Origin of the sequence: Paracoccus yibinensis, from assembly GCF_030846195.1 — a bacterium.
Classification (GTDB): domain Bacteria; phylum Pseudomonadota; class Alphaproteobacteria; order Rhodobacterales; family Rhodobacteraceae; genus Paracoccus; species Paracoccus yibinensis.
Map to the genome: position 1 here is coordinate 146,231 of NZ_JAVCWH010000004.1, position 21,157 is coordinate 167,387.

The following is a 21,157-nucleotide window of genomic DNA, read 5'->3' on the forward strand; positions in this document are numbered from 1 at the left end:
CGCCAGGACAGGTGATCCGATCGGGCGGCACGGCTGATGGACGCTGGCCATGCCCGTGACCGCCTGATGCAGCGTTTACGGAAACAGGGGCGTGACTATTCCAGGGCGGCGCAAATTTTTCTCGCCCCAGAAGAAAGGCCCCCGGTTCTGGGGGCCTTTCATCCGATCGACTGCTTGTGACGCGCTACTGGGCCAAGGCGGCCGCTTCATCCTCGGGCGTCAGCGGGTCGCCCGCGCCGGTATCTGCCAGCCAGGCGTCCAGGGCCGCGATATCGCCCGATGCGGGGACATAGCCATCGGCTGTGGTCAGGTCGCTGGCGAATTGCTGTTGCCAGCGATCCCCGTCGCGGCAGGCGACGCTGACCGTCAGGGCCGTATCCCGCGCCGTTTCGTATTCCCGGCAGAAAACACCCTCTGCCGTGCGATAGGACGCAATCATGGTCAGGTCGCGCCCGTCCTCCAGCAGCACTGCCTGACCCGAGGGAAGGCTGTCCAGGGCCGCGACCTCGGCCTCGGGCAGGCCAGAGGCAGGGCCACCCATCTGCCACCAGCCAAGGCCCACCACCACGACCGTCAATGCGGCCGCCAGGGCAGCCAGGGGCGCGCGGTTCCTGTTGGCGGGCGCGGTGGCCTGGACAGGGGCATCAGCGAGGGCCTGCGCCGGGACGCTGGCCGCGCGGATGCGGGCGATCAGGGGGTCGTCCGCGGACGCCGGATGCGACGCGGCGGCGGACAGTGCCTTCAGCCGCGCCCGTGTTTCCGTGAAGCGGCGCAGGCGGGACTGGGCCTCGGGATCGTCGGCGATCGCGGCCGAGACGCGCGCGGCCTCGGCCCGGTCCAGTTCGCCGTCCGCCAGGGCCATCAGGGTTTCGTCGTCAATCCGCATGGCCGGATCCTTTCGAACGGGTATCGCAGGAATACGCATGGCGCGTCATTTTATTCCCAGCCTTTCCCCAAGCGCCAGCCGGGCGCGGGACAGGCGGCTCATCACCGTGCCCTTGGGGATGTCCAGAACCTCGGCGGCTTCCGCATAGCTCAGCTCCTCGATGCAGATCAGGTGCAGGATCTCGGCCTGCTCGGGCGGCAGGGTCTTCATCGCCTCCTGCGTGGCGCGCAGCATCAGCCGCGCCTCGATGGCGCGGTCGCTGTCGTCGGGCAGGGCCTCGGGGATGTCGAAGACATCGACCTGCACCCCCTCGGTGCGCTGGCGGCGGGTCAGGTCGATGAAGGCATTGCGGGTGATGCGGAACAGCCATGGCTCCAGCCGCACCGACGGGTCATAGCTGGCCGCCGCCCGGATCGCGCGTTCCACCGTGGTCTGCACCAGGTCGTCGGCCAGATCCCCGCGCCGGGCCAGCGACAGCGCATAGCGGCGAAGATTGGGCAGCAGCCGGATCAGGGCTTCGCCGAAATCTGGGTCCATGCCCACCCTCTTGGATTTTTCCTGCGTCGGGGGAATATTTGCGGGTCTGCCGCGTCAATGTCCAGAAACCAACTGTCCGAAGGAAACCGGCCATGCCGAAGCTGTTGCTGTTTCTTGCCGCCGTTCTCCTGGTGCTGGCCGGCCAGCCGCGCCTCCAGCCGGACGGCTGGTCCTGGGCCGCGATGGCCCTGGCCGAAGATGACGACGACGATGATGATGACGACGATGACGACGACCGCGTGGTCCGCCGCGCGCGTGCCGCGCCCCCGCCGGCCCCGCTGCCGACCCGCGCCGAAAACGAGGTTCTGGCCCGTGGGTTGACCGACGCCGACTTGGCCACCCTTCAGGCCGAGGGGTTCGATGTCCTGCAAAGCCGCGCGTTGTCGAGCGGTGACAGCCTGGCCCGGCTGCTGAAGCCCGCCACCTTGACCATGGTTCAGGCCCGCGACCGCGTGCGCCGCCTTGCCCAAGGATCGCAGGCGGATTTCAACCATTTCTATCGCAGCGAACAGGCGGCCCAGGGCGGGCGCTGCGACAATGCGGACTGCCTGGCCCGCGACATGATCGGCTGGCCTGCCGGTCTGGCAGGCTGTGCCGCCCTGCCGCGCATCGGCATGGTGGATACCGGACTGAACGCCGATCACGCCGCGCTCTCGGACGCGCGCATCCGCGTTCACCGCATCGACACCGGGGCCGCGCCGTCGGATCTGCTGCATGGCACCGCCGTCGCCTCGCTGCTGGTGGGCGATACCGACAGCCGCAGCCCCGGTCTGATTCCCGGTGCGGAACTGATCGCCGTCGATGCCTTCCAGAAAACCGCCCGGGATCAGCGTGCCGACGCATTCGCGCTGATCGAGGCCCTGGATTATCTGTCCGCCCAGGACGTCCGCATCGTCAACCTGTCGCTGGCCGGTCCGCCGAACACCGCCCTGGCCCGGCAGATCGCCGACATGGCGGCGGCCGACATGCTGCTGATCGCGGCAGCGGGCAATGGCGGTCCGCGCGCCGCGCCCGCCTATCCGGCAGCCTATGATCAGGTGCTGGCGGTGACGGCGGTGGACCGGCGCGGCCAGGTTTATCGCCGGGCAAACCGGGGGAATCACATCGACCTTGCGGCGCCGGGGGTGAATGTCTGGACGGCGGCCTCCATCAGCGGGGCGCGGACCAAGACCGGCACATCCTATGCCGCGCCCTTCGTGACGGCGGCTGCGGCGCTGATCTGGCAGCGCGACCCGTCGCTGTCTGCGGCGCAGTTGCGCGACATGCTGCGCGATGCGGCCCGTGACCTTGGGCCGGATGGGCGCGACGCGATCTTTGGTGCCGGACTGATCGCCCCGCCGCCGCCCTGCTGAGGGGCTTGGCAGTCCGCATGTCCCATGCGACATCTGCCGCATGGGACGTTTTGTCTGGATGATTTGTCTTCTTCTGGCGTCGCCCGCGGCGGCCGAGGGGCTGCGCGTGGCGACCTATGACCCCGGTCTGACCCGCAAGGGGCCGGGCCTTCTGTTGCGCGACATTCGCCGCGACGATCCGCAGGTCTTGGCAGCGGCCCAGGTGATCGTGGCGGCGGCGCCCGACGTGATCCTGCTGACCGGCATCGACTGGGACCACGACGGACTGGTCCTTGCGGCCTTTGCTGAAGTTCTGGAGCAGGCGGGACATCCGATGCCCCACCGTTTCGCCGCCCGACCCAGCAGCGGGATGCCGACCGGCCTCGATCTGGACGGCGATGGACGGACCGGGGGGGCAGGCGATGCGCAGGGTTTCGGCCAGTTCACGGGGCAAAATGCGATGGCCGTCCTGTCGCGCCTGCCGCTGGGGCCGGTCGCGGATCATACGGCGATCCTGTGGCGCGACCTGCCGGGCAACCTGATGCCACCCACAGCGCCTAAGGATCAGCGACTGTCGTCCACCGCGCATTGGGACGTGCCTGTTCTGACCGATGCGGGTCCACTGCACCTGCTGGCCTGGTCGGCGACCCCGCCGGTCTTTGACGGGCCCGAGGATCTGAACGGCCGCCGCAACCACGACGAGGCGGCCTTCTGGCTGCACCATCTGCCGCGCGCGCCCTTCGTGCTTCTGGGCAATCCGAACCTGGATATCGTCGATGGCGAAGGGCGGCCGCAGGCGATGACCGCGCTGCTGGACCATGCCCAGGATCCGCAACCCAAGGGAGCATTCCAGCCCGAACAGGAAGGGGCGAATGCAGGGCAGGGCGGCGATCCGGCCCTGGACACGGCGGTCTATGACGCGGCCGGACCGGGCAACCTGCGGGTGGATTACGTCTGGCCCGCCAAGGTACTGCGGATCATCGACAGCGGCGTGATCTGGCCCGCGCCCGGCGAACCCCTGGCCCCGGCAGTCGAGGCCGCGTCCAATCACCGGCTGGTCTGGGTGGACATCGACTTGGACTCGGTGGCGGCCCAGGCCGGTCGGTGACCTGTGCCGCGCCATGGACTCGCCAAAAGGGCGTGGGATCGGGTCGGCAACATCCCGTTAGGAATGGGCGGGAGGCGCAAGTCCCGGCTGCGGCCATGCCGCCCGCTTCAGGCATTGCCTGGAACGCCGGCGATCGCCATGAAGGCCCGGGCTGTGCGGATTGAACCTCAGGATCCTTCTGCCATAGGGGTCTTGCCGTCGCGCAGTCCCAGGCCGCACCTCTCTGATCCGCTGGGTAAGTTTCCCCTGCCATCGCAGGTTCAAGAACCGCCCTGACATCAGGCGATCAGTATTTCGGCGCCTTTTCATCCGCGCGTCGCTGTTCCGACAGGTTCAACAGCACCTCGGCCCGGCCGAATTCGCGGGCGGCATCGCGGCGGGCGGCTTCGAACCGGGGCTGCATCCGGGCAACCTCGGCCTCGGCCTGGCGCAGTTCGCGCGCGCTGCGGCCTGCCTGGGCGTTGGCGATGCGAGCCTCGGCCACGGACAGGGGGGCGCCGCTGCGATAGCTTTGGTCAAGGGCGGTGCGCATCGCGTCGGCGTGGCTTTGCGTCTGTTTCATATGCAGGCTGAAGGCCGCGAACCGCTTCAATTCGCGTTCCGCCTTGATGCGGGCGATCCGTTCCAGTTGCGCAAGCTTGTCGCTTTCCCGAGTCATCCGGCCCTCACCACCCCGCCCTTGCCTTTTCACGCATCTTTTCGGCGAACCGGATTGCGGCGGCGACGGCGGCGAACTGTTCGCGGCGGATTTCCTGCCCGATCTCGACAGTGGCGTGGATCGCCCGCGCGCAAGGCGGGTCCGAAAAGATCGGCACCTTGTTGTCGCGCGCGCGTTCGCGGATTCGGGCCGCAACCTCGTCCGTGCCCTTGGCAAGGCAGACCGGCGCCCGCCCGCTGCCGCGTTTCCATTCCAGGGCCACGGCGTAATGGGTGGGGTTCACGATCACCACATCGGCTTTGGCGACATCGGCCAGCATCTGCTTGGTGGCGATATCCACTGCACGCTGGCGGCGGGCAGCCTTGAAATGCGGATCGCCCTCGGAATCCTTGTATTCGTCCTCCATTTCCTTGCGGCTCATGCGGTTCTTGCGGCGGTGGTCGAACACCTGCCAGCCCATGTCCAGGCCCGCGAACAGGACCGAGATCGCCAGCGCCAGGGCCAGCACCCGCCCCAGCAGCACGCCCAGGTCGGCGATCCAGCGGTCCCCCGCCAGCGGACTTGCCACAAGATGGCCGAGAAGGTTCTGGAACAGGAACCAGCCCCCCAGGCCCACAAGCGTCACCTTGCCCAGCGAGATGCCGAAGTTCACAAGACCCGACTTGCCGAATTTCTGTGCCGCCGTCTTCATCGGGTTGATGCGGTTCAAATCGAAAGCCAGCTTTGCCGGCGCGAAGACCAGGCCGCGCCCGCCAATCAGCGCCACCACGATCACCAGCGACGGCACGGCGGCCAGCCCCAGCACGGCCCATCCGGCGTATTGGCCCAAGGCCATCGCCACCGCCCCCGTCGTGCCGGGCGTCCAGCCTTCGGACCCCAGAGCGCGCATAGCCATCGTCATCCAGGCCTTGACGGCAAAGCCCGCACCCACGGCGAATGCCAGCCAAGCCCCCAGGTACATCGCCGCCACGTTCAATTCGGCGGAACGCGGAATGTCCCCTTTTTCCCGGGCACGGCGAAGCTTCTGCTCGGATGCCTCGAAGGGCTTGTCGTCGTTCTCCTCGCTCATGGCGCACCTGGCAGCATGTAACCCAGGACGGCATCGGCCCACAGCCCGATCAGAACGGGCGCCAGAAGGGCCAAGGCCGCCAAGGCCAGCATGATCGCGGCGGGCGAGCCGATGAAGATCACCGGCAGGGCGGGCATGACGCGGTTGATGACACCGGACAGCGCCTGGAACATGAAGCCGCCCAGCGTGAAGGGCGCGGCCAGAAGCATGGCGATCCAGAAGCTGCGGGCCACCAGGCGGATCGCCTCGGCGGCAAGGCCGTCCGCGTCGGGCCAACCGCCAGGGGGCCAGATCACCAGACTGTCGGCCATCAGCTGCACCAGCATCACCGGAAGGCCCATCACCATCAGCACCGCAAGCCCGGCCAGATGGACCAGGTTGCCGATCGGATGGGGCGCGGCCTCGTTCTGGCCGCCGACCAGTTGCGACAGTGATGCCGTGGCCGTGATGGCCGAGGTCGCGATGTCCAGCGACAGCGCCAGCAGCCGAAGGCCCATGCCGGCGGCCAGCCCGATCAGCGTTTCGCCCGCCGCCTGCCCCAGGGTCGCCAGCGTGCCGCCTGGGGCGGAGACGGGTGGTATCAGCCCAGCCAGCATGGGTGTGACGGCCATGGCGGCTGCGGCGCGGACGCGGACCGGGATCGCCCGTTCTCCCAGGCCGGGCAGGACCAGGACCAGCGCCTGCACGCGCAGATAGACCAGCACCCAGGTCCAACTGAATCCCGGCAGCATCTGGGAAAGCTGATCCCACATCACCCGACCTCGATGGTGCCGACAAGGCGCAGTTCGGCGCCGGGGTCGATTTCCTCCAGCCCCAGGACCGGCATGGCGATGCCGTTCGATCCCAGAACCGCGCGCAGCATCCGGCGGCGATGATCGGGGGCGACCAGCACCGTCTGCAAGGCCGGTTCGACAGCCGCCATGGCACGGCGCGCGGCCTCCAGCAGCTTGCGCGACAAGGCGGGCGTGATCGCCCCGCCGCCCGCACGGCCGGTCTCGGCATCGGCACGCACGAACTCGGCCTCCCATGCCGGGTGCAGTTGCAGGGCCGAGACGGCGCCCGCCGGATCGCTGTATTGCTGGGTGATCTGGCCGCGCAGCCGCTTGCGGACCAGTTCATAGACCGTCTCGATCGAATCGATGGCCCGGAATTCGGCCATAGCATCCACGATCAGCGGCAGGTTCCTGATCGAGACCTTTTCGTCCAGAAGCGCGCGCAACACCGCCAGAAGCGTCTCGGGCGAGACCTTGTCGGGGATCATGCCGTCGAAATAGCGGCGGTTGCGCTCGGCCCGCGCGCTGTCGGACAGCGTCTTCAACTCCTCGATCTGGCGCTGCATGGCGCCCAGGGTTAGCAGCGCCGACAGGTTGGCCTTCACGACCTCCATCAGATGCGTGGACAGAACCTCCATGGGGGTGACGACGGTGGCACCCTGCGTCGCCGCCTCGTCCTGGAAGTTCCGGTCGATCCAGCGCGCGGGGCTGAGATAGACGGGCTCGCGCACCGGGTCGCCCGAGAGGCCTTGCAGCACATGATCGGGTCCAAGCGCAAGGACCGCGCCCGGACGCAGGCTGCCGCGCCCGCGCACGACGCCGTGGATACGGATCTGATAGTCGCCCGGATGAAGGTCGTCGGTGTCGGTGATGCGCACATCGGGAAGGATCAGCCCATAGGCGCGGGCGATATGGATCCGCAGGTTGGTGATCCGGCTGCCAAGGCCGCGCGCCTGGTCCAGCGAGATCAGCACCAGGTCGCTGCCGATCTCGACGCTGATCTCGTCGGTGTCCAGAACGTCGCCGATCCGGGCGGCGGGGCGGGGCGCCGCGGCATCGGCCTTGGGTTCCGGCAGGGGAGGGGGGATCAAGCCCTGTCGGTAAAGCTTCCAGGCGCCGAAGGCCAGGGCGCCCGCAATGGCCAGGAACAGCAGGCGCGGCATTCCCGGAACGAAGGACATCAGCAGCATCGCGGCCGCGACCACGGCGGCGGGCTGCCAGCCGCGGATCAACTGGTGCGACAGCATCCTCGCGGTCGTGTCGGTGGCTCCGCCGCGCGACAACAGCAGGGCCGCCGCCATCGAGGTAATGACGGCGGGGATCTGGCTGACCAGCCCGTCGCCGATGGTCAGGTGGGAATAGGTGGCCATCGCCTCGCCCACGGGCATTCCATGCGCCACGATGCCGATGCCCAGCCCTACCAGCAGGTTGACCAGGGTGATGACGATGCCCGCCACCGCGTCGCCCTTGACGAACTTGGACGCCCCATCCAGCGAGCCGAAGAAGTTGATCTCCTGCTGGTCGCGCGCCCGGCGGGTCTTGGCCTCTTGGTGGTCGATGGCGCCGGCGTTGAGATCCGCGTCGATGGCAAGCTGCTTGCCGGGCAGCGAATCCAGCGCGAAGCGGGCCGCGACTTCGGCCATGCGGCCAGAACCCTTGGTGATGACGATGAAGTTCACGATCGATATGACGGCAAAGACCGTCACGCCGACCATCAGCGATCCACCCGCGACGAAGCTGGCAAAGCCGTTGATGATATGGCCCGCCGCATCCGTCCCGGTATGGCCTTGGGTCAGGATCAGCCGGGTGGACGACACGTTCAGCGACAGCCGGATCACCAGCGTCACAAGCAGCAGCATCGGGAAGGCCTGGAAGTCGGTGGGCCGGTCCACCAGCGAGGCCATGACAAGGATCAGCGTCGCCGCCGCGATGGACAGCGCGATGCCGAAGTCCAGGACCGAGGACGGCAGCGGAATGACCATCGACAGGACGATCACCACCAGCCCGCCCGTGACAAGGACCGACGTGTCGATGGACTTCAGACGGCTGCTTGCGCTGCTCATGGGGCGGCTTCCTGGCCAGGGGCGGGATCCAGGATGTCGGACAGCGCCCAGGCATCACTGGTCAGCAGGCCGGACCGCCGCAGGAACACCAGGGCCTGCAGCCGCGCCTCGGGCGGCATCCGCATCAGCCGCGCGCGATAATCGGGGGGCAGGGCCTCGCCTTCCAGAAGCCAGCCCGTCGCGTCGTCTGCCAGGGCCGCAGCATCGGGCAGCAGGGCCGCTTCCGTTGGGGCACTGCCCGACAGGGCGATTGCCATTACCATCGCCCCGATCATCACGCAGCCTTCTTGAGATCGCGCAGCGCGGCCTCAAGCGTGTTGAAGCTGGGCCGGACATGATCGGGCACGGTCTGGCGGCCGACCTCGACGCACAGGTTGGTGGCGTGCTGGTGCAGGCCCGCGATCAGCACCGACTTGATGACATCGAAAAACGCCAGGTCCTGCTTGATGACGCCGCCCAGCCGGCCCGCCAGGGGGGCCACGAAGCCATAGGCCAGGAACACGCCCAGGAAGGTGCCGACCAGGGCGCCGCCGATCATGCCCCCCAGAACGGCGGGGGGCTGGTCGATCGCGCTCATGGTCTTGATGACGCCCAGGACGGCCGCCACGATGCCAAGCGCGGGCAGGGCATCCGCCATGCTTTGCAGCGCGTGGGGGACATGCATCGCATCCTCGCGCAGGCCGGCCAGGCGGCGCGACAGCATGTCCTCGACCTGGTAGGGATCGTCATAGTTCAGGCTGGCCGACCGCAGCGTGTCCGCGATCAGCGAGACGACCTCGTGATCGGCCAGAAGCCGGGGATAGGCGGTAAAGATGGACGATTCCGTCGGGTTTTCGATATGCTGTTCCAGGGCAACGGGGTTTTCGCGCGCGATCTTCAGAAGCTGGAACATCAGGCACAGCACGTCCTGGTGGTCGGATTCCTTCCATTTCGGCCCCTTGAAGGCCTGGATGATCCCCTTCGGAGTATGTTTCAGCGTGTGGCTGTCATTGGTCAGCAGATAGGATCCGATGGCCGCCCCCCCGATCATCATCATCTCGAAGGGCAGGGAATGCGTGATCACGCCCATCTTTCCGCCGGCCAGGATATAGCCGCCAAAGACCATGGCGAAGGTGACGACGATGCCGACGATGCCGAACATGGGCTTTCTCTCCTAGTCGTTCTGGACGCTGCGCGCGCCCATCTGGGCGGTCAGCAGCGCGGCCTGGCGCGGCTCGACCGAGGCGATGATGCGGGCGCCGGTCTCGGGCTGGACGCGCATCAGGATCTCGGCGGCGAAATCGGGGGGCAGGTTGGTCAGGACCGCCGCGGCTTCGGCGGGCTTCATCTGGTCATAGACGGCGACAAGGCGGTCAATATCTTCGCGCACGGCCTGAGACGCCGTGTCGCGGCGCGACTGGATGCCTGACTTCTGCTGGCGAAGCTCGGTGGCGCGGGCCTTCAGCGCGGCCTCGGCAGTGGCGATCTCGGCCTTGCGGGTGTCCAGCGCCTCCATGTAGCGCTCGATCCGCAGGGCGCGGTCGCGCAGTTCGGTGGCCAAGGCCACGGCTTCCGGGACGTCGGTGCAGCCTTGCAGCAAATCCCCCGAACTGGCCGAGGCCGCGAAGAACCGCGACAGATCCCCCGCCTGCCAGATGGCCGCGCCCGCAGGCACCGCAAAGGCCAGTGTCAGCATCATCAGGGCCGATCTACGCATCGGCGGCCACCACGCGCTTGCGCAGCCGGCGCATCGGGATGACCGGGGCCGCTGCTGCCACGGGCGACTGCGCCTGGGCCTGCGTGATCTTCTGGCGCAAATCCCACAGGGCGCGTTCCTTGCGGGCCGAGGCGATCTCTCGCGACAGGGCCTCGGCGGCGGCCGCCGCCTCGGTCTTGGCGTCGCGGACGGCACTGTCCAGCCGGTCGACCTCGGCCGCCATGACGGCGATCGCGCCGCCCAGGCCGGTTTCCAGGTCGTTGAGCCGCCGCAGCCTGCGCGACAGGATCATGCAGAAGGCGCCAAGCCCCAGCGATGCCGCCAGAAGCGCGGCTTGAAAGGCATGTTCCAGTATCATTTGAAGCGAAACTCCGTAATCAGCAGGTCCTTGATCGCCTCGGTTCCGAGGACATAGCGGGATCGGGTCAGCAGCTCGGCGCGGATGATCTCCAGCACGCCGCGCTTGTCATAGGCGGCGGGGTCGATCCCCGAGAGAAAGCTCGTGAAGGCGTCCAACACGCGCGGCATCAGATGCGCCACCTGGGCCTGATGGGCGCTGTCGGTCTCGATGCTGGCCGAGAGGACCAGGCTCTGACCCGACCCGCCGGGAATTTTCAGGTCGATGGTGGGGACAGGCACGAAGACCACCGCAGGCAGGGCAGGCGCTTCCTCTTTCGGGGCAAGGATCGCTGCGGGCGACCACAACCCCAGATAGGTCGAGGCGAAGCCGCCACCCGCCAGAACCGCAGCCGCCAGGATCGGGATCAGCTTCTTCTTGCCGGACGGCTTGGCAGCGGGGTCGATGGTCGCATCGGTCATGGTGATTCTCCGTCGTGACAAGACGGAATTAGCACCCCGCGACTAACCAAATCTTAACGACGCCCATGCGATCACCATCAGGACAAGGGAACCTGACGCTGATTCGAAAGGGCCGGTTTTGCAAAAATTGCAGGACTATTGGACAGAGCGAAGCTCTCAACAGAAAGCCATCCTGGTGGCGGCGTTTCTGGCGACATTCATGGCCATCGCGGGCTTTGCCTGGGTGGCCAACCGCCCCTCGATGAGCCTGCTTTACGGCGGTCTCGATTCGGCCCAGGCGGGCGAGGTGGTGGCCGGGATCGAACGGGCCGGCGTGGCCTACGAGGTGCGCGGCGATTCGATCTGGGTCGATGCCGCCAGCCGCGACAAGCTGCGGATGGATCTGGCGGCGCAAGGCCTGCCCGCCGCCGGCGGCGCGGGTTACGAGCTGCTGGACGGAATGTCGGGCTTCGGCACAACCTCGCAGATGTTCGACGCCGCCTACTGGCGCGCGAAGGAAGGAGAGCTTGCCCGCACCATCCTGGCCCTGCCCAACGTCAAGACCGCGCGTGTCCACCTGGCGATCGAAACCGGACGGGGTTATCGCCGCGACAGCCAGGGCAGCGCCTCGGTGACCATCGCCACCAATGGCCAGGCCATCAGCCGAGAGCAGGCGGCCGCGCTGAAATACCTGATCTCCTCGGGCGTGCCGGGAATGGACCCTGAATCGGTGACGGTCATCGACACCCGCAACGGCATCGTCGCCGCCGGCGAGGACGAGGCGGGCGCCGACCGCGCGGCCGAGATGAAGCGCAATGTGGAACGTATCCTGGAACCCCATGTCGGCATCGGCAATGCCATCGTGGAACTGAACCTGGACGTCGTCACCGAGACCGAGATGCTGACCGAACAGCGTTTCGACCCCGACAGCCGCGCCCTGATTTCCCAGGTGACCGAGGAAACCACCGACCAGAGCAACTCGACCGGCACGGGCGCCGTGACCGCCGCCTCGAACCTGCCGGACGGCGACCAGGCCCAAGGCGACAGGTCCGAGGCCAACCGCCAGGAAACCCGCCAGCAGGCCAATTACGAGGTGACGCGAACCACCCGCGAGGTGTCCCGCCAGCCCGGATCGACTCGGCGCCTGACGGTGGCGGTGCTGGTCAACGGCGTGGCCGAGGAAAACGCCCAGGGGGAATCCCAGATGGTGCCTCGTCCGCAGGCCGAACTGGATGTGCTGCGCGAGCTTGTAGCCTCGGCCGTGGGTTACGACGAGGCGCGGGGCGACCAGATCACCGTCAAGTCGCTGCCCTTCACCGGTTTGGGCGAAGGCGGAACGGCCGCTGCGCCGGGCTGGATGGACCGGCTGGAGCTGAATGGCCTGGCACGGATCGGGCTGATCGGTCTCTTTGCGCTGGCTCTGGTGTTCCTGGTGCTGCGCCCGGTCCTGAAGGGGCGGGCCGCCCGGCCCGCGCTGGATGACAGCCGCCCGCCCGCGGAAGCCCCGGCCCTGACGGGGACGATCCTGCCTGCCGCAGAAGTCATCGCAGAACCTGTCGCCCCGATCGTGTCCCCCCGCGCGCCTGAACAGCTTGCGCTGCCCCCCGGCGATCCGGTGGCCCGGCTGCGCAATATGATGAAGGAACGCCATGACGAAAGCGTCAAGATCCTGACCGGCTGGATCGACAACAAGGAGAACGCCCATTGAGCCTCGCTGTCTTCAAACTCGAATCCTTCGGTGCGGCGGCCCAAGGGGCCCTGACCTTCGGCCGCGACGCCGTGGATCAGGCCTTTGCCGATGGGCTGGCCGAAGGCATGGCCCGCCAGCAGGACGAACAGGTCCGCACCTTGAACGCCGGGCTGGAGCGGCTGGCCCGCGCCCTGGCCGATGACGCCGCGCGCCGGGCCGACCTGCGCCGCGAGGCAGTCGAGGCGCTGGCGCCGATCCTGGCGCAGATCCTGGACTGCCTGGCCCCTGCGGGCGAATCACGCCGCCTGGAAGCCGCCTTGACCGAGGAGTTGCTGCGCCTGTCCCGGTCTGCCCCGCCACTGCGTGCCTCCATCACATGCGGACCGTCGCTGCGCGCGATGGTTGATCGTTGCCTTGCCGAATGCGGGCTTGAGGGGATCGAGGTCGCGGCTGACGAGGCGGAACGGATTTCGCTGTCGCTGCAGGGGGGCCGGATCGAACTGGATCTGGCTTGCGTGACGCAGGAGATCCGCAAGCTGATTGCCGAAATCAACGGGGACGAGACATCATGGACGCATTGAATCATCTGATCGACACCGACGCCATCCAGGTCGAGGTGACGGTCCGGCTGGGCCGCACCCGCCAGACCGTTGCGCAACTTTCGTCGCTGCGGGCCGACGACATCCTTCTCTTGGATCAATCCATCGACGAAGGGGTCGAGATCTGCGTGGGAGACAAGGTGATCGCACGAGGCGAACTGACCGCCGACGCCACTGCCGAAGACCGGCTTTGCGTGCGCATCCTGCCCGCCCCCGGCGCGGCATGATCCGCAGCACCGCCTTGGCGGCATTGCTTGCGCTTCTGCCCGCCGCCGCCTTGGCGCAGGACCAGTTCGGGCAGATCGCCGAACAGGTCGGACAGGGCCTGGGCCAGAACGCCGTGCTGCTGGTGGGGGCGCTGACGGCGCTGTCGCTGGCGCCGGCCATCGCCATCATGGTGACGTGCTTTCCCTTCATCGTCACCGTGCTGTCGATCCTGCGCCAGTCGATCGGCCTGCAATCATCGCCGCCCAACATGCTGATCGTCAGCTTGGCGATGTTCCTGACCTGGTTCATCATGGACCCGGTCCTGCGCGAAGCCTGGGCGGTCGCGGGCGCCCCCTTGCAGGAGGGCAGCATCACCCTGGGCGAGGCGATCCGGCGCGGGATCGTGCCCTTCCAGGACTTCATGGCCGCGCGCACCGATCCCGACACGCTGGCCGGCCTGGCCGAGATCGCGCCCGGCACCGGCGACCGCAGCACGCAACTCTCGGTGCTGATCCCGTCCTTCATGCTGTCCGAAATCCAGCGCGCCTTCGAGATCGGCTTTCTGATCGCGCTGCCGTTCCTGATCATCGATCTGGTGGTTTCGGCCGTGCTGATGTCGATGGGGATGATGATGGTGCCGCCGGTCGTGGTGTCGCTGCCCTTCAAGCTGGCCTTCTTCGTGGCGGTGGACGGCTGGTCCATGATCGCGGGCGCTCTGGTGCGCAGCTATCAATAGGCGGTCCGGGGTTGCGCGGCGGCGGCGTTCCGGGCAAATCCCGGCCAGGACGACAGGAGGCCGGCGAATGGCGGCAGGATCTGAAGAACGGCCGGGATACGGCCGAGGATGAGCGTGGATCTGCGCGGCGTCGGCGTGACCCTGGCCGGGCGCGCGGTCCTGCAGGACGTGACCGCTCGACTGACCGAAGGGCGGGTTGGTATCGTCGGGCGCAACGGTTCGGGCAAGACCACGCTGGCGCGGGTGATCGCCGGGCTGGTCGTGCCGGACGCGGGCGATGCACGGACCTATGGCATCGACATGGCGCAGGACCGCCGCGCGGCTCTGGCGGCTGTTGGAATCATTTTCCAGAACCCTGATCACCAGATCATCTTCCCGACCGTGATCGAGGAAATCGCCTTTGGCCTGACCCAACAGGGCTTGCGCCAGCCCCAAGCCGAGGCCGGGGCGCAGGAGATGCTGGCCCGCTTTGGAAAGGCGCATTGGGCGAATGCCGCGACGCACAGCCTGTCCCAGGGGCAGAAGCAGCTTCTGTGCCTGATGTCGGTGCTGGCAATGCGGCCGCGGGTGATCGTCATGGACGAACCCTTCTCGGGTCTCGACATTCCGACGCGGCTGCAACTGATGCGCTATCTGGACGGGATTGCGGCGCAGGTGGTGCTTGTCACCCATGATCCGGGCCAGGTGCGGGGTTTCGACCGGATCCTGTGGCTGGATGGGGGGCGTCTGACCGCCGACGGCACGCCTGCGCAGGTGCTGCCCGCCTTCGAGGCGCAGATGCTTGACTGGGGAGGGATGGATGATCTCGCTCACCTCGCCCCTTGAGATCTGGGCGCATCGGGTTCCGGCGGGGGCCAAGCTGCTGGCGCTGTCGGTCCTGACGGTGCTGCTGTTCCGACTGGACCCGGCGGGGCTTGCCCTTGCCTTCCTTGCGGTCGCTTGCCTGTATCTGACCGGGGGCCTTGCCTTCGCCGGGCAGGGGGCGCGGCATCTGCGGCTTTTGTGGCCGTTCCTGCTGCTGGTCGCCCTGTGGCACGGCGTGACGGGCCAGTTCCAGGCAGGCGCAGCCATTGCCCTGCGCCTGCTGACGATGCTGGCGCTGGCGAATTTCGTTACCATGACCACGCGGCTGACCGACATGATCGTGGTGCTGACCTGGCTGCTGGCGCCGCTGCGCCGCCTGGGGCTGTCCACCTGCGCAGTCGAACTGGCCATCGCCATGGTGTTGCGCTTTACACCGATGCTGGTCGAGAACGGGCAAAGGCTGGCGATGTCCTGGCGCGCGCGGTCCCGTCGCCGGCCGAACTGGCGGATCGTGATGCCGATGGCCGCCTTGGCACTGGACGACGCCGATCATGTGGCCGAAGCTTTGCGCGCGCGGGGCGGAATTCTGCCCCCTGCCAAGGGAGGGATTGATGGAACGTGACATGACCCGGATCGCGCTGTTCGCGGCGCTGATCGCGGCCCTGGGGCTGATCCCCAGCCTGACGCTGGCCTTCGGCGTGCCGATCACCGCCCAAAGCATGGGCGTGATGCTGGCGGGCGCGATCCTGGGCGCGAAACGCGGCGCGCTGGCCGTGCTGCTGTTCATGGCGCTGGTGGCGCTGGGCCTGCCGCTGCTGGCGGGCGGGCGCGGGGGGCTTGGCGCCTTTGTCGCCCCGACCTCGGGCTTCTTCCTGGGCTGGCCGGTCGCGGCCTTCGTCATCGGGCTGATCGTGGAGCGGCTGCGCAGCGGGCCGCTGGCGGTCACGGTCGCGCTGGCCTCGATCATCGGCGGCATCGTGGTGATGTATGCCTTCGGCATCGTCGGCATGTCGATCGCGCTGAAGAAGACCTTGGCCGAATGCGCGGTCCTGGTCACGGCCTTCATTCCGGGCGACATCATCAAGGCGGTGCTGACCGGACTGATCACCCAAGCTTTGGCTCGATCACGGCCCGCCGCCCTGCTGTCGCGGCAATAGAACAGCCGGAATTTTCGGTGAAAGATCAAAGAGTCTTTGACCTGTCACGCAGCGGGGATATGCTTCAAGGCGGTTGACCGGCGCCCATGGGGACGGCCGGTCATGGTTCCTGCCGTCCCAGGGGGAGAGGCCCCGCAGGGCGGCGCTATTGGGGGTTGGTAAACATGAGCAGACTTGATCGCCGCGGGCTTCTGAAGGGCGCGGGTGCCGCCGCGGGCCTGGCCCTGGCCGCGCCGCTGGTGGCGCGTCCGGGCTTTGCCCAAGGGTCGGGCACGGTGAATATCTTTGCCTGGTCAGGCTATCTGAACGACGAAATCCTGGGCGCCTTTGAAAAGGCCACGGGCATCAAGCCGAACTATACGGGCTATGGCACCAATGACGAGTTGCTGAACCAGTTGCGCGCCAACAATGGCGGCGGCTTCGACCTGATCTGGCCGACCGTGGACCGGGTGCCGAACTATGTCGAATTCGGCCTGGTCCAGCCCCTGGACGAATCGAAGATCGAGGTGGCGAAGGTCCTGCCGAGCGCCTGGGAAAATTCGACCAACCTTGGCGCGGTCGTGGACGGCAAGCGTTACCAGGTGCCGACCGATTGGGGCACCGAGGCCGTGGCCTTCGACCGCGACCAGATGCCGCTGGAATACGGCACGGCGTCCTATGGCGACATCTGGGGCGAGGCTGCGGCAGGCAAGGCCACCGTGCGCGCCCATTCCGCGCTGGTGGGCCTGGGCCTGTGGCTTGAGGCCGAGGGCAAGCTGCCGCGCCCGCTGCTGGACGCCTTCAAGTCACCCGAGGCGCAGACCGAGATCTTCGACGTGATCCTGGCCGAAGCTGTCGCCCGCAAGGGCAACATCATCCAGTTCTGGAACAACGAGAACGAGGCCCAGGGCGCCTTCCGCGTCAACGGCGCGGCCATCGGCCAGACCTGGGATTCGACCGCCGCCGCCTTGTCCAAGGAGGGGCTGCCGATTGGCTTTATCGCGCCCAAGGAAGGCGCGCTGGCCTGGATGGAGGGGCTGTCGATCCCGGCCGGGGCCGAGAACCTGGACAATGCCTATGCCTTCATCAACTGGTTCCTGACGCCGGAAGCGGGGGCGATGTATACCAACGCGACCTCGATCAACTCGACCGCGGTCGGGTCGGCCGACCTGCTGTCGGACCAGGCCAAGGCCTTCTTCGCCGCCGCCTATCCGGGCGACGCGCTGGAAAAGCTGTGGTGGTGGCCGATCCAGGAAAACTGGTATGTGACCAAGCGCAACGAATACCAGGACCGCTTCCTGTCGGCCTGATGACGCATGGGGACAGGGGGAAGCCCCTGTCCCCACCAAGAACATACGGGGGATGGATGTCGCATTCGGTCGAGCTTGACGGGATCGGGATGAGTTTCGGTTCGACGCGCGCGGTCAGCGACGTGTCCTTTACGGTCCAGGCGGGCGAGTTCTTTTCGATCTTGGGGCCTTCGGGCTGCGGCAAGACCACCATCCTGCGCATGATTGCCGGCTTCCTGGAACCGACCGAGGGGCGCGTGCTGATCGGCGGGCGCGACATGCGCGGGCTGGGTCCGAACCAGCGGCCGACCGCGATGATCTTCCAGTCGCTGGCCTTGTTCCCGCTGATGCCGGTCTGGGAAAACATCGCCTTCGGGCTGGAAGCGCGCGGCATGGGCAAGGCCGAGCGTCGCAGGCGCGCCGACGACCTGCTGCGGCTGATCGCGCTGGAAGGATATGGCGACCGGATGCCGGGCGAACTGTCGGGCGGGCAGCGCCAGCGTGTCGCCATCGCCCGCGCGCTTGCGGTCGAACCCGATGTCCTGCTGCTGGACGAACCGCTGTCGGCGCTGGATCTGAAGCTGCGCCAGCACATGCGGGCGGAGCTGCGCAGCCTTCAGAAGCGCACGGGCGTTACCTTCATCTACATCACCCATGACCAGTCCGAGGCGCTAGCCATGTCCGACCGCGTAGCCGTGATGTCGGCAGGCCTGTTGCAGCAGGTGGCAACGCCGCGCCAGCTTTACGACAACCCTGCCACGCCCTTCGTGGCCGGCTTCGTGGGCGAGACGAATGCGATCAAGGGGCGGGTCAGCGCGGTGGGCGACGGCATGGCGCGCGTCGATACCGCGCTGGGTCCACTTCATGGACGCGCCCAGGGCGCTGTCGCCATCGGCCAGACCGCGACGCTTTATGTCCGACCCGAGGCGCTGGTGCCCGGCGTCGGTGCCAATACCCTGCGCGCCCGCGTCAGCCGCATGGATTTCGAGGGTGCCTTTGCCTTGGTCCACGGCCAGTTTTCCGATGGTGCGGCCCTGACGGCGGCGGTGCCTTCGACCCGGCTGGCTGATGCGCCCGCACCGGGGACGGATGCCAGCTTCTTCTTCGCGCCCGAACATGCGGTGGTGCTGGCCGATGCGTGATCTTTACGCGCGCTTTGGCGGCGGCCTGGCGACGATCTTTTTGTCGCTGGTGCTGATCTGGCTGGCGGCCATGGTGCTGGCGCCGAACCTGATGATGATCGACTATGCCCTGCGCCCGAACCTGCCGCCCGCGCAGATCGGGTCCGAGGCCGACACCTGGTCGCTGGACAACTTCACCTATCTGGCGAACGAGGCCGTGCATCGCGCGATCTTCTTCAAGACGATCTGGGCCAGCGCCCTGGTCGCGGCGCTGACGCTGGTCGTCTGCTATCCCATCGCCTTCTGGATGGCGCAGCGCGCGACGCCCGGCCAGCTTTCCATCGCGCTGATGCTGGTCATCATCCCCTTCTTCATCAACGAAGTGCTGCGGACGCTGGCCTGGTTCATCATCCTGGCCTATCGCGGGCCGCTGAACGCGGTGCTGCAGGGGATCGGGCTGATCGACGCGCCGATCCGCTGGCAGGGCGACGGCGGCGTGCTGGCGGGGATGGTCTATGCTTATATCCTGTTCATGCTGCTGCCGATCTACAACGCGATAGAAAGCCTGGACCGCTCGCAGCTGGAAGCTGCGCGCGACCTGGGATCGCCCACCTGGCGGACGCATTGGCGGGTCGTCATTCCCCATGCCAAGGCGGGCATCGCCACGGGCTGCGTCTTCACCTTCATGCTGGCCGCCGGATCCTATGTCGCGCCTGCGTTGCTGGGGTCGCCCGGCAGCCGCTGGTTCACCGAGATCATCTACAACTGGTTCTTCGAGGGCGGCGACTGGAACCGGGGCGCCGCCTATGCGCTGACGCTGCTGGTCCTGTGCCTGGCCGTGGTGCTGGTCACGCTGCGGCTGTTCCGCGTCAACCTGACGGACGTGGCGAAATGACGGCGGATCGCATTTTCCGGGGCCTGTTCGTTCTCTATCTGCTGGCCTTCGTGATCTATCTGTTCGCGCCGCTGATGATCATGTCGGTCGCGGCCTTCAACACCAGCCGCTTCCCCACCGTGATCCCCTGGCAGGGCACGACGATGGAATGGTTTTCCGCCATGTGGGCCGATGCCGCGATGTGGAGGGCGCTTTGGACCTCGGCCATCGTGGCGGTGCTGGTGGTGGTCGTGGCGCTGCCGGTGGGCACGGCGGCCGCACTGGTGCTGACGACGCTGCATTCGCGGGCGCGCAGCGTGGCCTATGCGGTGATGGTTTCGCCCCTGCTGACGCCGGGGGTGGTGATCGGGATTTCCACGCTGATCCTGTGGCGGCAGGTGGGCGTGGGCGGGGGCATCGCGCTGATCGTGGTGGCGCAGACGACCTTCATCATCTGCTATGTCATGCTGATGGTGATGGCGCGGCTGCAACGCTTCGATCGCACGCAGGAGGAAGCGGCCCTTGGCCTGGGCGCGTCGCGGGTGATGGTGTTCCGCCGGGTGCTGCTGCCCTTCCTGCGGCCCGCGCTGCTGGCATCCGGGGGACTTGCGATCCTGCAATCGGTCGAAAACTACAACACCACCCTGTTCGTGCGCGGATTCGAGACGCCGCTGACCGTGTTCATTGCCACCAAGGTCCGCACCGGGTTGACGCCTGCCGTCAACGCCCTGGCCCTGGTCATCATCGCGGCCACCATCATCGGCGCCATTGCCTGGGAAATCGCCCGGCGCCGGCAGGTCACAGCGCGGCCGCGTTCCTGATCGGGCTGCGCGACATCTGCGCCACCGCGTCCCGCAGGCGTTTTCCCAACGGCGACAGGGGGCGGCGCTTCAGATCCAGCAGGAAATAGGGAGACACTCGGATCGGCTGCGGCGTCGGCAGGATCGTGAAGCCCGCCTTGACGGGCGGGCGGATCAGCAGTTCGGCGACCTCGCGCGAAACCGGCGTGATCGCGTTCGACTGCGCCAGATAGGCGATGGTCAGCAAAAGCGACGGGCTGTTGACGATATTGTCCGGCTCTGACAGCCCGACGTTGGCAAAGGCGGCAAGCGTCGCTTCGCGGATCGGCGCGCCGCGCTGCTGCATGATCCATTCCTGGCCCACCAGTTCGGTCAGCGTGACCAGGCGGGCACGGGCCAGTGGATGATCGGCGCGGGCCATCAGCGCCACCCTTTCGTCCGCCATGGGCAGGATGTTGAAGCTGTCGCTGTCGAATTCCGGCAGGATGCGGCCCAGGACGAAATCCATCTCTCCGGCCGCCAGTTGCAGCAGAAGGTCGCGTGACGGCATCACGTCCACGGTGATGTCGGCGGCGGGGCTTTCCTCCTTGATCCGGCGGATCGCGCTGACAAGATAGCTGACCGCTGGTCCCGTCACCGCGCCCACCCGGACCGACCCGGCATAGCCGCCGCGCAGGGCGCGCACGTCGGCCTCGATGCTGGCCATCTCTCGCAGGATGACGCGGGCGCGGCGCAGGACGGTGGTGCCGATCTCGGTCGGCTCCATGCCCTTGGGCTGGCGGATGAACAAGGGCGCGCCGATCTGGCGTTCGGCCTCGGCCAGCATCCGGGACGCGGCGGGCTGGGTCATCGCCAGGGATTCGGCGGCAAGCTGCAACTGGCCGTGCAGGGCGACTTCGTGGATCAGCCGAAGCTGGGCAGGCTTCAGCACATGAAAGGACATATCAAATCCGGTATGAAGATTGCCGATTTTCTCATTTTA

At 67.4% G+C, this 21,157-nt stretch carries 25 protein-coding genes; 13 read left to right on the forward strand and 12 right to left on the reverse strand.

Annotated features, from left to right (window positions below):
* Positions 1-184: 184 nt before the first annotated feature.
* Complete coding sequence (locus tag RAH32_RS10930) at positions 185-886, reverse strand: anti-sigma factor family protein (RefSeq protein WP_306607971.1); 702 nt, start codon at positions 884-886, stop codon at positions 185-187.
* A 45-nt stretch (positions 887-931) separates the two neighbouring features.
* The gene (locus RAH32_RS10935) at positions 932-1,423 is read right to left on the reverse strand and encodes an RNA polymerase sigma factor (protein ID WP_306607972.1); all 492 of its coding nucleotides are present in this window, start codon (positions 1,421-1,423) and stop codon (positions 932-934) included.
* A 92-nt stretch (positions 1,424-1,515) separates the two neighbouring features.
* Here RAH32_RS10935 and RAH32_RS10940 point away from each other — a divergent pair, with 92 nt between their 5' ends.
* Positions 1,516-2,775, forward strand: a complete 1,260-nt coding sequence (locus tag RAH32_RS10940; RefSeq protein WP_306607973.1) for a S8 family serine peptidase — start codon at positions 1,516-1,518, stop codon at positions 2,773-2,775.
* 58 nt (positions 2,776-2,833) lie between these two features.
* Positions 2,834-3,862 (forward strand): endonuclease/exonuclease/phosphatase family protein, encoded by a 1,029-nt coding sequence (locus RAH32_RS10945; RefSeq protein ID WP_306607974.1) that lies wholly within the window; start codon positions 2,834-2,836, stop codon positions 3,860-3,862.
* Between the two features lie 286 nt (positions 3,863-4,148).
* Here RAH32_RS10945 and RAH32_RS10950 read toward each other — a convergent pair whose 3' ends face one another.
* The 9 genes from RAH32_RS10950 to RAH32_RS10990 are packed head-to-tail and all read right to left on the reverse strand — an operon-like array spanning position 4,149 to position 10,940.
* Positions 4,149-4,520 (reverse strand): hypothetical protein, encoded by a 372-nt coding sequence (locus RAH32_RS10950; RefSeq protein ID WP_306607975.1) that lies wholly within the window; start codon positions 4,518-4,520, stop codon positions 4,149-4,151.
* A 7-nt stretch (positions 4,521-4,527) separates the two neighbouring features.
* Positions 4,528-5,589, reverse strand: coding sequence for a flagellar type III secretion system protein FlhB (gene flhB, locus RAH32_RS10955; RefSeq protein WP_306607976.1), 1,062 nt, complete (start codon positions 5,587-5,589; stop codon positions 4,528-4,530).
* The gene (locus tag RAH32_RS10960) at positions 5,586-6,341 is read right to left on the reverse strand and encodes a flagellar biosynthetic protein FliR (protein WP_306607977.1); all 756 of its coding nucleotides are present in this window, start codon (positions 6,339-6,341) and stop codon (positions 5,586-5,588) included. Before RAH32_RS10960 ends, flhB begins: the two co-directional genes overlap by 4 nt.
* Entirely contained in the window at positions 6,341-8,425 is a 2,085-nt protein-coding gene (locus tag RAH32_RS10965) for a flagellar biosynthesis protein FlhA (protein WP_306607978.1), read from the reverse strand. Before RAH32_RS10965 ends, RAH32_RS10960 begins: the two co-directional genes overlap by 1 nt.
* Complete coding sequence (locus tag RAH32_RS10970) at positions 8,422-8,700, reverse strand: hypothetical protein (RefSeq protein WP_306607979.1); 279 nt, start codon at positions 8,698-8,700, stop codon at positions 8,422-8,424. Before RAH32_RS10970 ends, RAH32_RS10965 begins: the two co-directional genes overlap by 4 nt.
* Positions 8,700-9,566 (reverse strand): flagellar motor stator protein MotA, encoded by an 867-nt coding sequence (motA, locus tag RAH32_RS10975; RefSeq protein ID WP_306607980.1) that lies wholly within the window; start codon positions 9,564-9,566, stop codon positions 8,700-8,702. The genes RAH32_RS10970 and motA overlap by 1 nt, the downstream gene beginning before the upstream one ends.
* 12 nt (positions 9,567-9,578) lie before the next feature.
* Complete coding sequence (locus RAH32_RS10980) at positions 9,579-10,121, reverse strand: MotE family protein (RefSeq protein WP_306607981.1); 543 nt, start codon at positions 10,119-10,121, stop codon at positions 9,579-9,581.
* Positions 10,114-10,479, reverse strand: a complete 366-nt coding sequence (locus RAH32_RS10985) for a hypothetical protein (RefSeq protein WP_306607982.1) — start codon at positions 10,477-10,479, stop codon at positions 10,114-10,116. The genes RAH32_RS10980 and RAH32_RS10985 overlap by 8 nt, the downstream gene beginning before the upstream one ends.
* A complete protein-coding gene (locus tag RAH32_RS10990) occupies positions 10,476-10,940 on the reverse strand; it encodes a flagellar basal body-associated FliL family protein (RefSeq protein WP_306607983.1) in 465 nt (154 codons plus the stop codon). The genes RAH32_RS10985 and RAH32_RS10990 overlap by 4 nt, the downstream gene beginning before the upstream one ends.
* A 127-nt stretch (positions 10,941-11,067) precedes the next feature.
* Between RAH32_RS10990 and fliF the strand changes: the two genes are divergently transcribed.
* From fliF to RAH32_RS11045, 11 genes are all read left to right on the forward strand, one after another.
* Positions 11,068-12,627: a flagellar basal-body MS-ring/collar protein FliF gene (gene fliF, locus RAH32_RS10995; RefSeq protein WP_306608200.1), complete on the forward strand. Its 1,560-nt coding sequence runs from the start codon at positions 11,068-11,070 to the stop codon at positions 12,625-12,627.
* Positions 12,624-13,190, forward strand: a complete 567-nt coding sequence (locus RAH32_RS11000) for a hypothetical protein (RefSeq protein WP_306607984.1) — start codon at positions 12,624-12,626, stop codon at positions 13,188-13,190. The genes fliF and RAH32_RS11000 overlap by 4 nt, the downstream gene beginning before the upstream one ends.
* Positions 13,178-13,435 (forward strand): FliM/FliN family flagellar motor switch protein, encoded by a 258-nt coding sequence (locus RAH32_RS11005; protein ID WP_103173426.1) that lies wholly within the window; start codon positions 13,178-13,180, stop codon positions 13,433-13,435. The genes RAH32_RS11000 and RAH32_RS11005 overlap by 13 nt, the downstream gene beginning before the upstream one ends.
* Complete coding sequence (fliP, locus tag RAH32_RS11010; protein WP_306607985.1) at positions 13,432-14,151, forward strand: flagellar type III secretion system pore protein FliP; 720 nt, start codon at positions 13,432-13,434, stop codon at positions 14,149-14,151. The genes RAH32_RS11005 and fliP overlap by 4 nt, the downstream gene beginning before the upstream one ends.
* A gap of 108 nt (positions 14,152-14,259) precedes the next feature.
* Positions 14,260-14,976 carry an energy-coupling factor ABC transporter ATP-binding protein gene (locus tag RAH32_RS11015; protein WP_306607986.1) on the forward strand — a complete coding sequence of 239 codons (717 nt, stop codon included), beginning with the start codon at positions 14,260-14,262 and terminating at the stop codon, positions 14,974-14,976.
* Complete coding sequence (locus tag RAH32_RS11020; RefSeq protein WP_306607987.1) at positions 14,951-15,577, forward strand: energy-coupling factor transporter transmembrane component T; 627 nt, start codon at positions 14,951-14,953, stop codon at positions 15,575-15,577. Before RAH32_RS11015 ends, RAH32_RS11020 begins: the two co-directional genes overlap by 26 nt.
* Positions 15,567-16,112 (forward strand): biotin transporter BioY, encoded by a 546-nt coding sequence (locus RAH32_RS11025; protein ID WP_306607988.1) that lies wholly within the window; start codon positions 15,567-15,569, stop codon positions 16,110-16,112. The genes RAH32_RS11020 and RAH32_RS11025 overlap by 11 nt, the downstream gene beginning before the upstream one ends.
* A gap of 164 nt (positions 16,113-16,276) precedes the next feature.
* Positions 16,277-17,401, forward strand: a complete 1,125-nt coding sequence (locus tag RAH32_RS11030) for an extracellular solute-binding protein (protein WP_306607989.1) — start codon at positions 16,277-16,279, stop codon at positions 17,399-17,401.
* Between the two features lie 56 nt (positions 17,402-17,457).
* A complete protein-coding gene (locus RAH32_RS11035) occupies positions 17,458-18,522 on the forward strand; it encodes an ABC transporter ATP-binding protein (RefSeq protein ID WP_306607990.1) in 1,065 nt (354 codons plus the stop codon).
* Positions 18,515-19,396 carry an ABC transporter permease gene (locus RAH32_RS11040; protein WP_306607991.1) on the forward strand — a complete coding sequence of 294 codons (882 nt, stop codon included), beginning with the start codon at positions 18,515-18,517 and terminating at the stop codon, positions 19,394-19,396. Before RAH32_RS11035 ends, RAH32_RS11040 begins: the two co-directional genes overlap by 8 nt.
* Positions 19,393-20,196, forward strand: coding sequence for an ABC transporter permease (locus RAH32_RS11045; RefSeq protein WP_306607992.1), 804 nt, complete (start codon positions 19,393-19,395; stop codon positions 20,194-20,196). The genes RAH32_RS11040 and RAH32_RS11045 overlap by 4 nt, the downstream gene beginning before the upstream one ends.
* Here the strand turns inward: RAH32_RS11045 and RAH32_RS11050 are convergent.
* Positions 20,174-21,118, reverse strand: a complete 945-nt coding sequence (locus tag RAH32_RS11050) for a LysR family transcriptional regulator (RefSeq protein WP_306607993.1) — start codon at positions 21,116-21,118, stop codon at positions 20,174-20,176. The two genes, RAH32_RS11045 and RAH32_RS11050, sit on opposite strands and share 23 nt — an antisense overlap.
* Between the last annotated feature and the right edge of the window lie 39 nt (positions 21,119-21,157).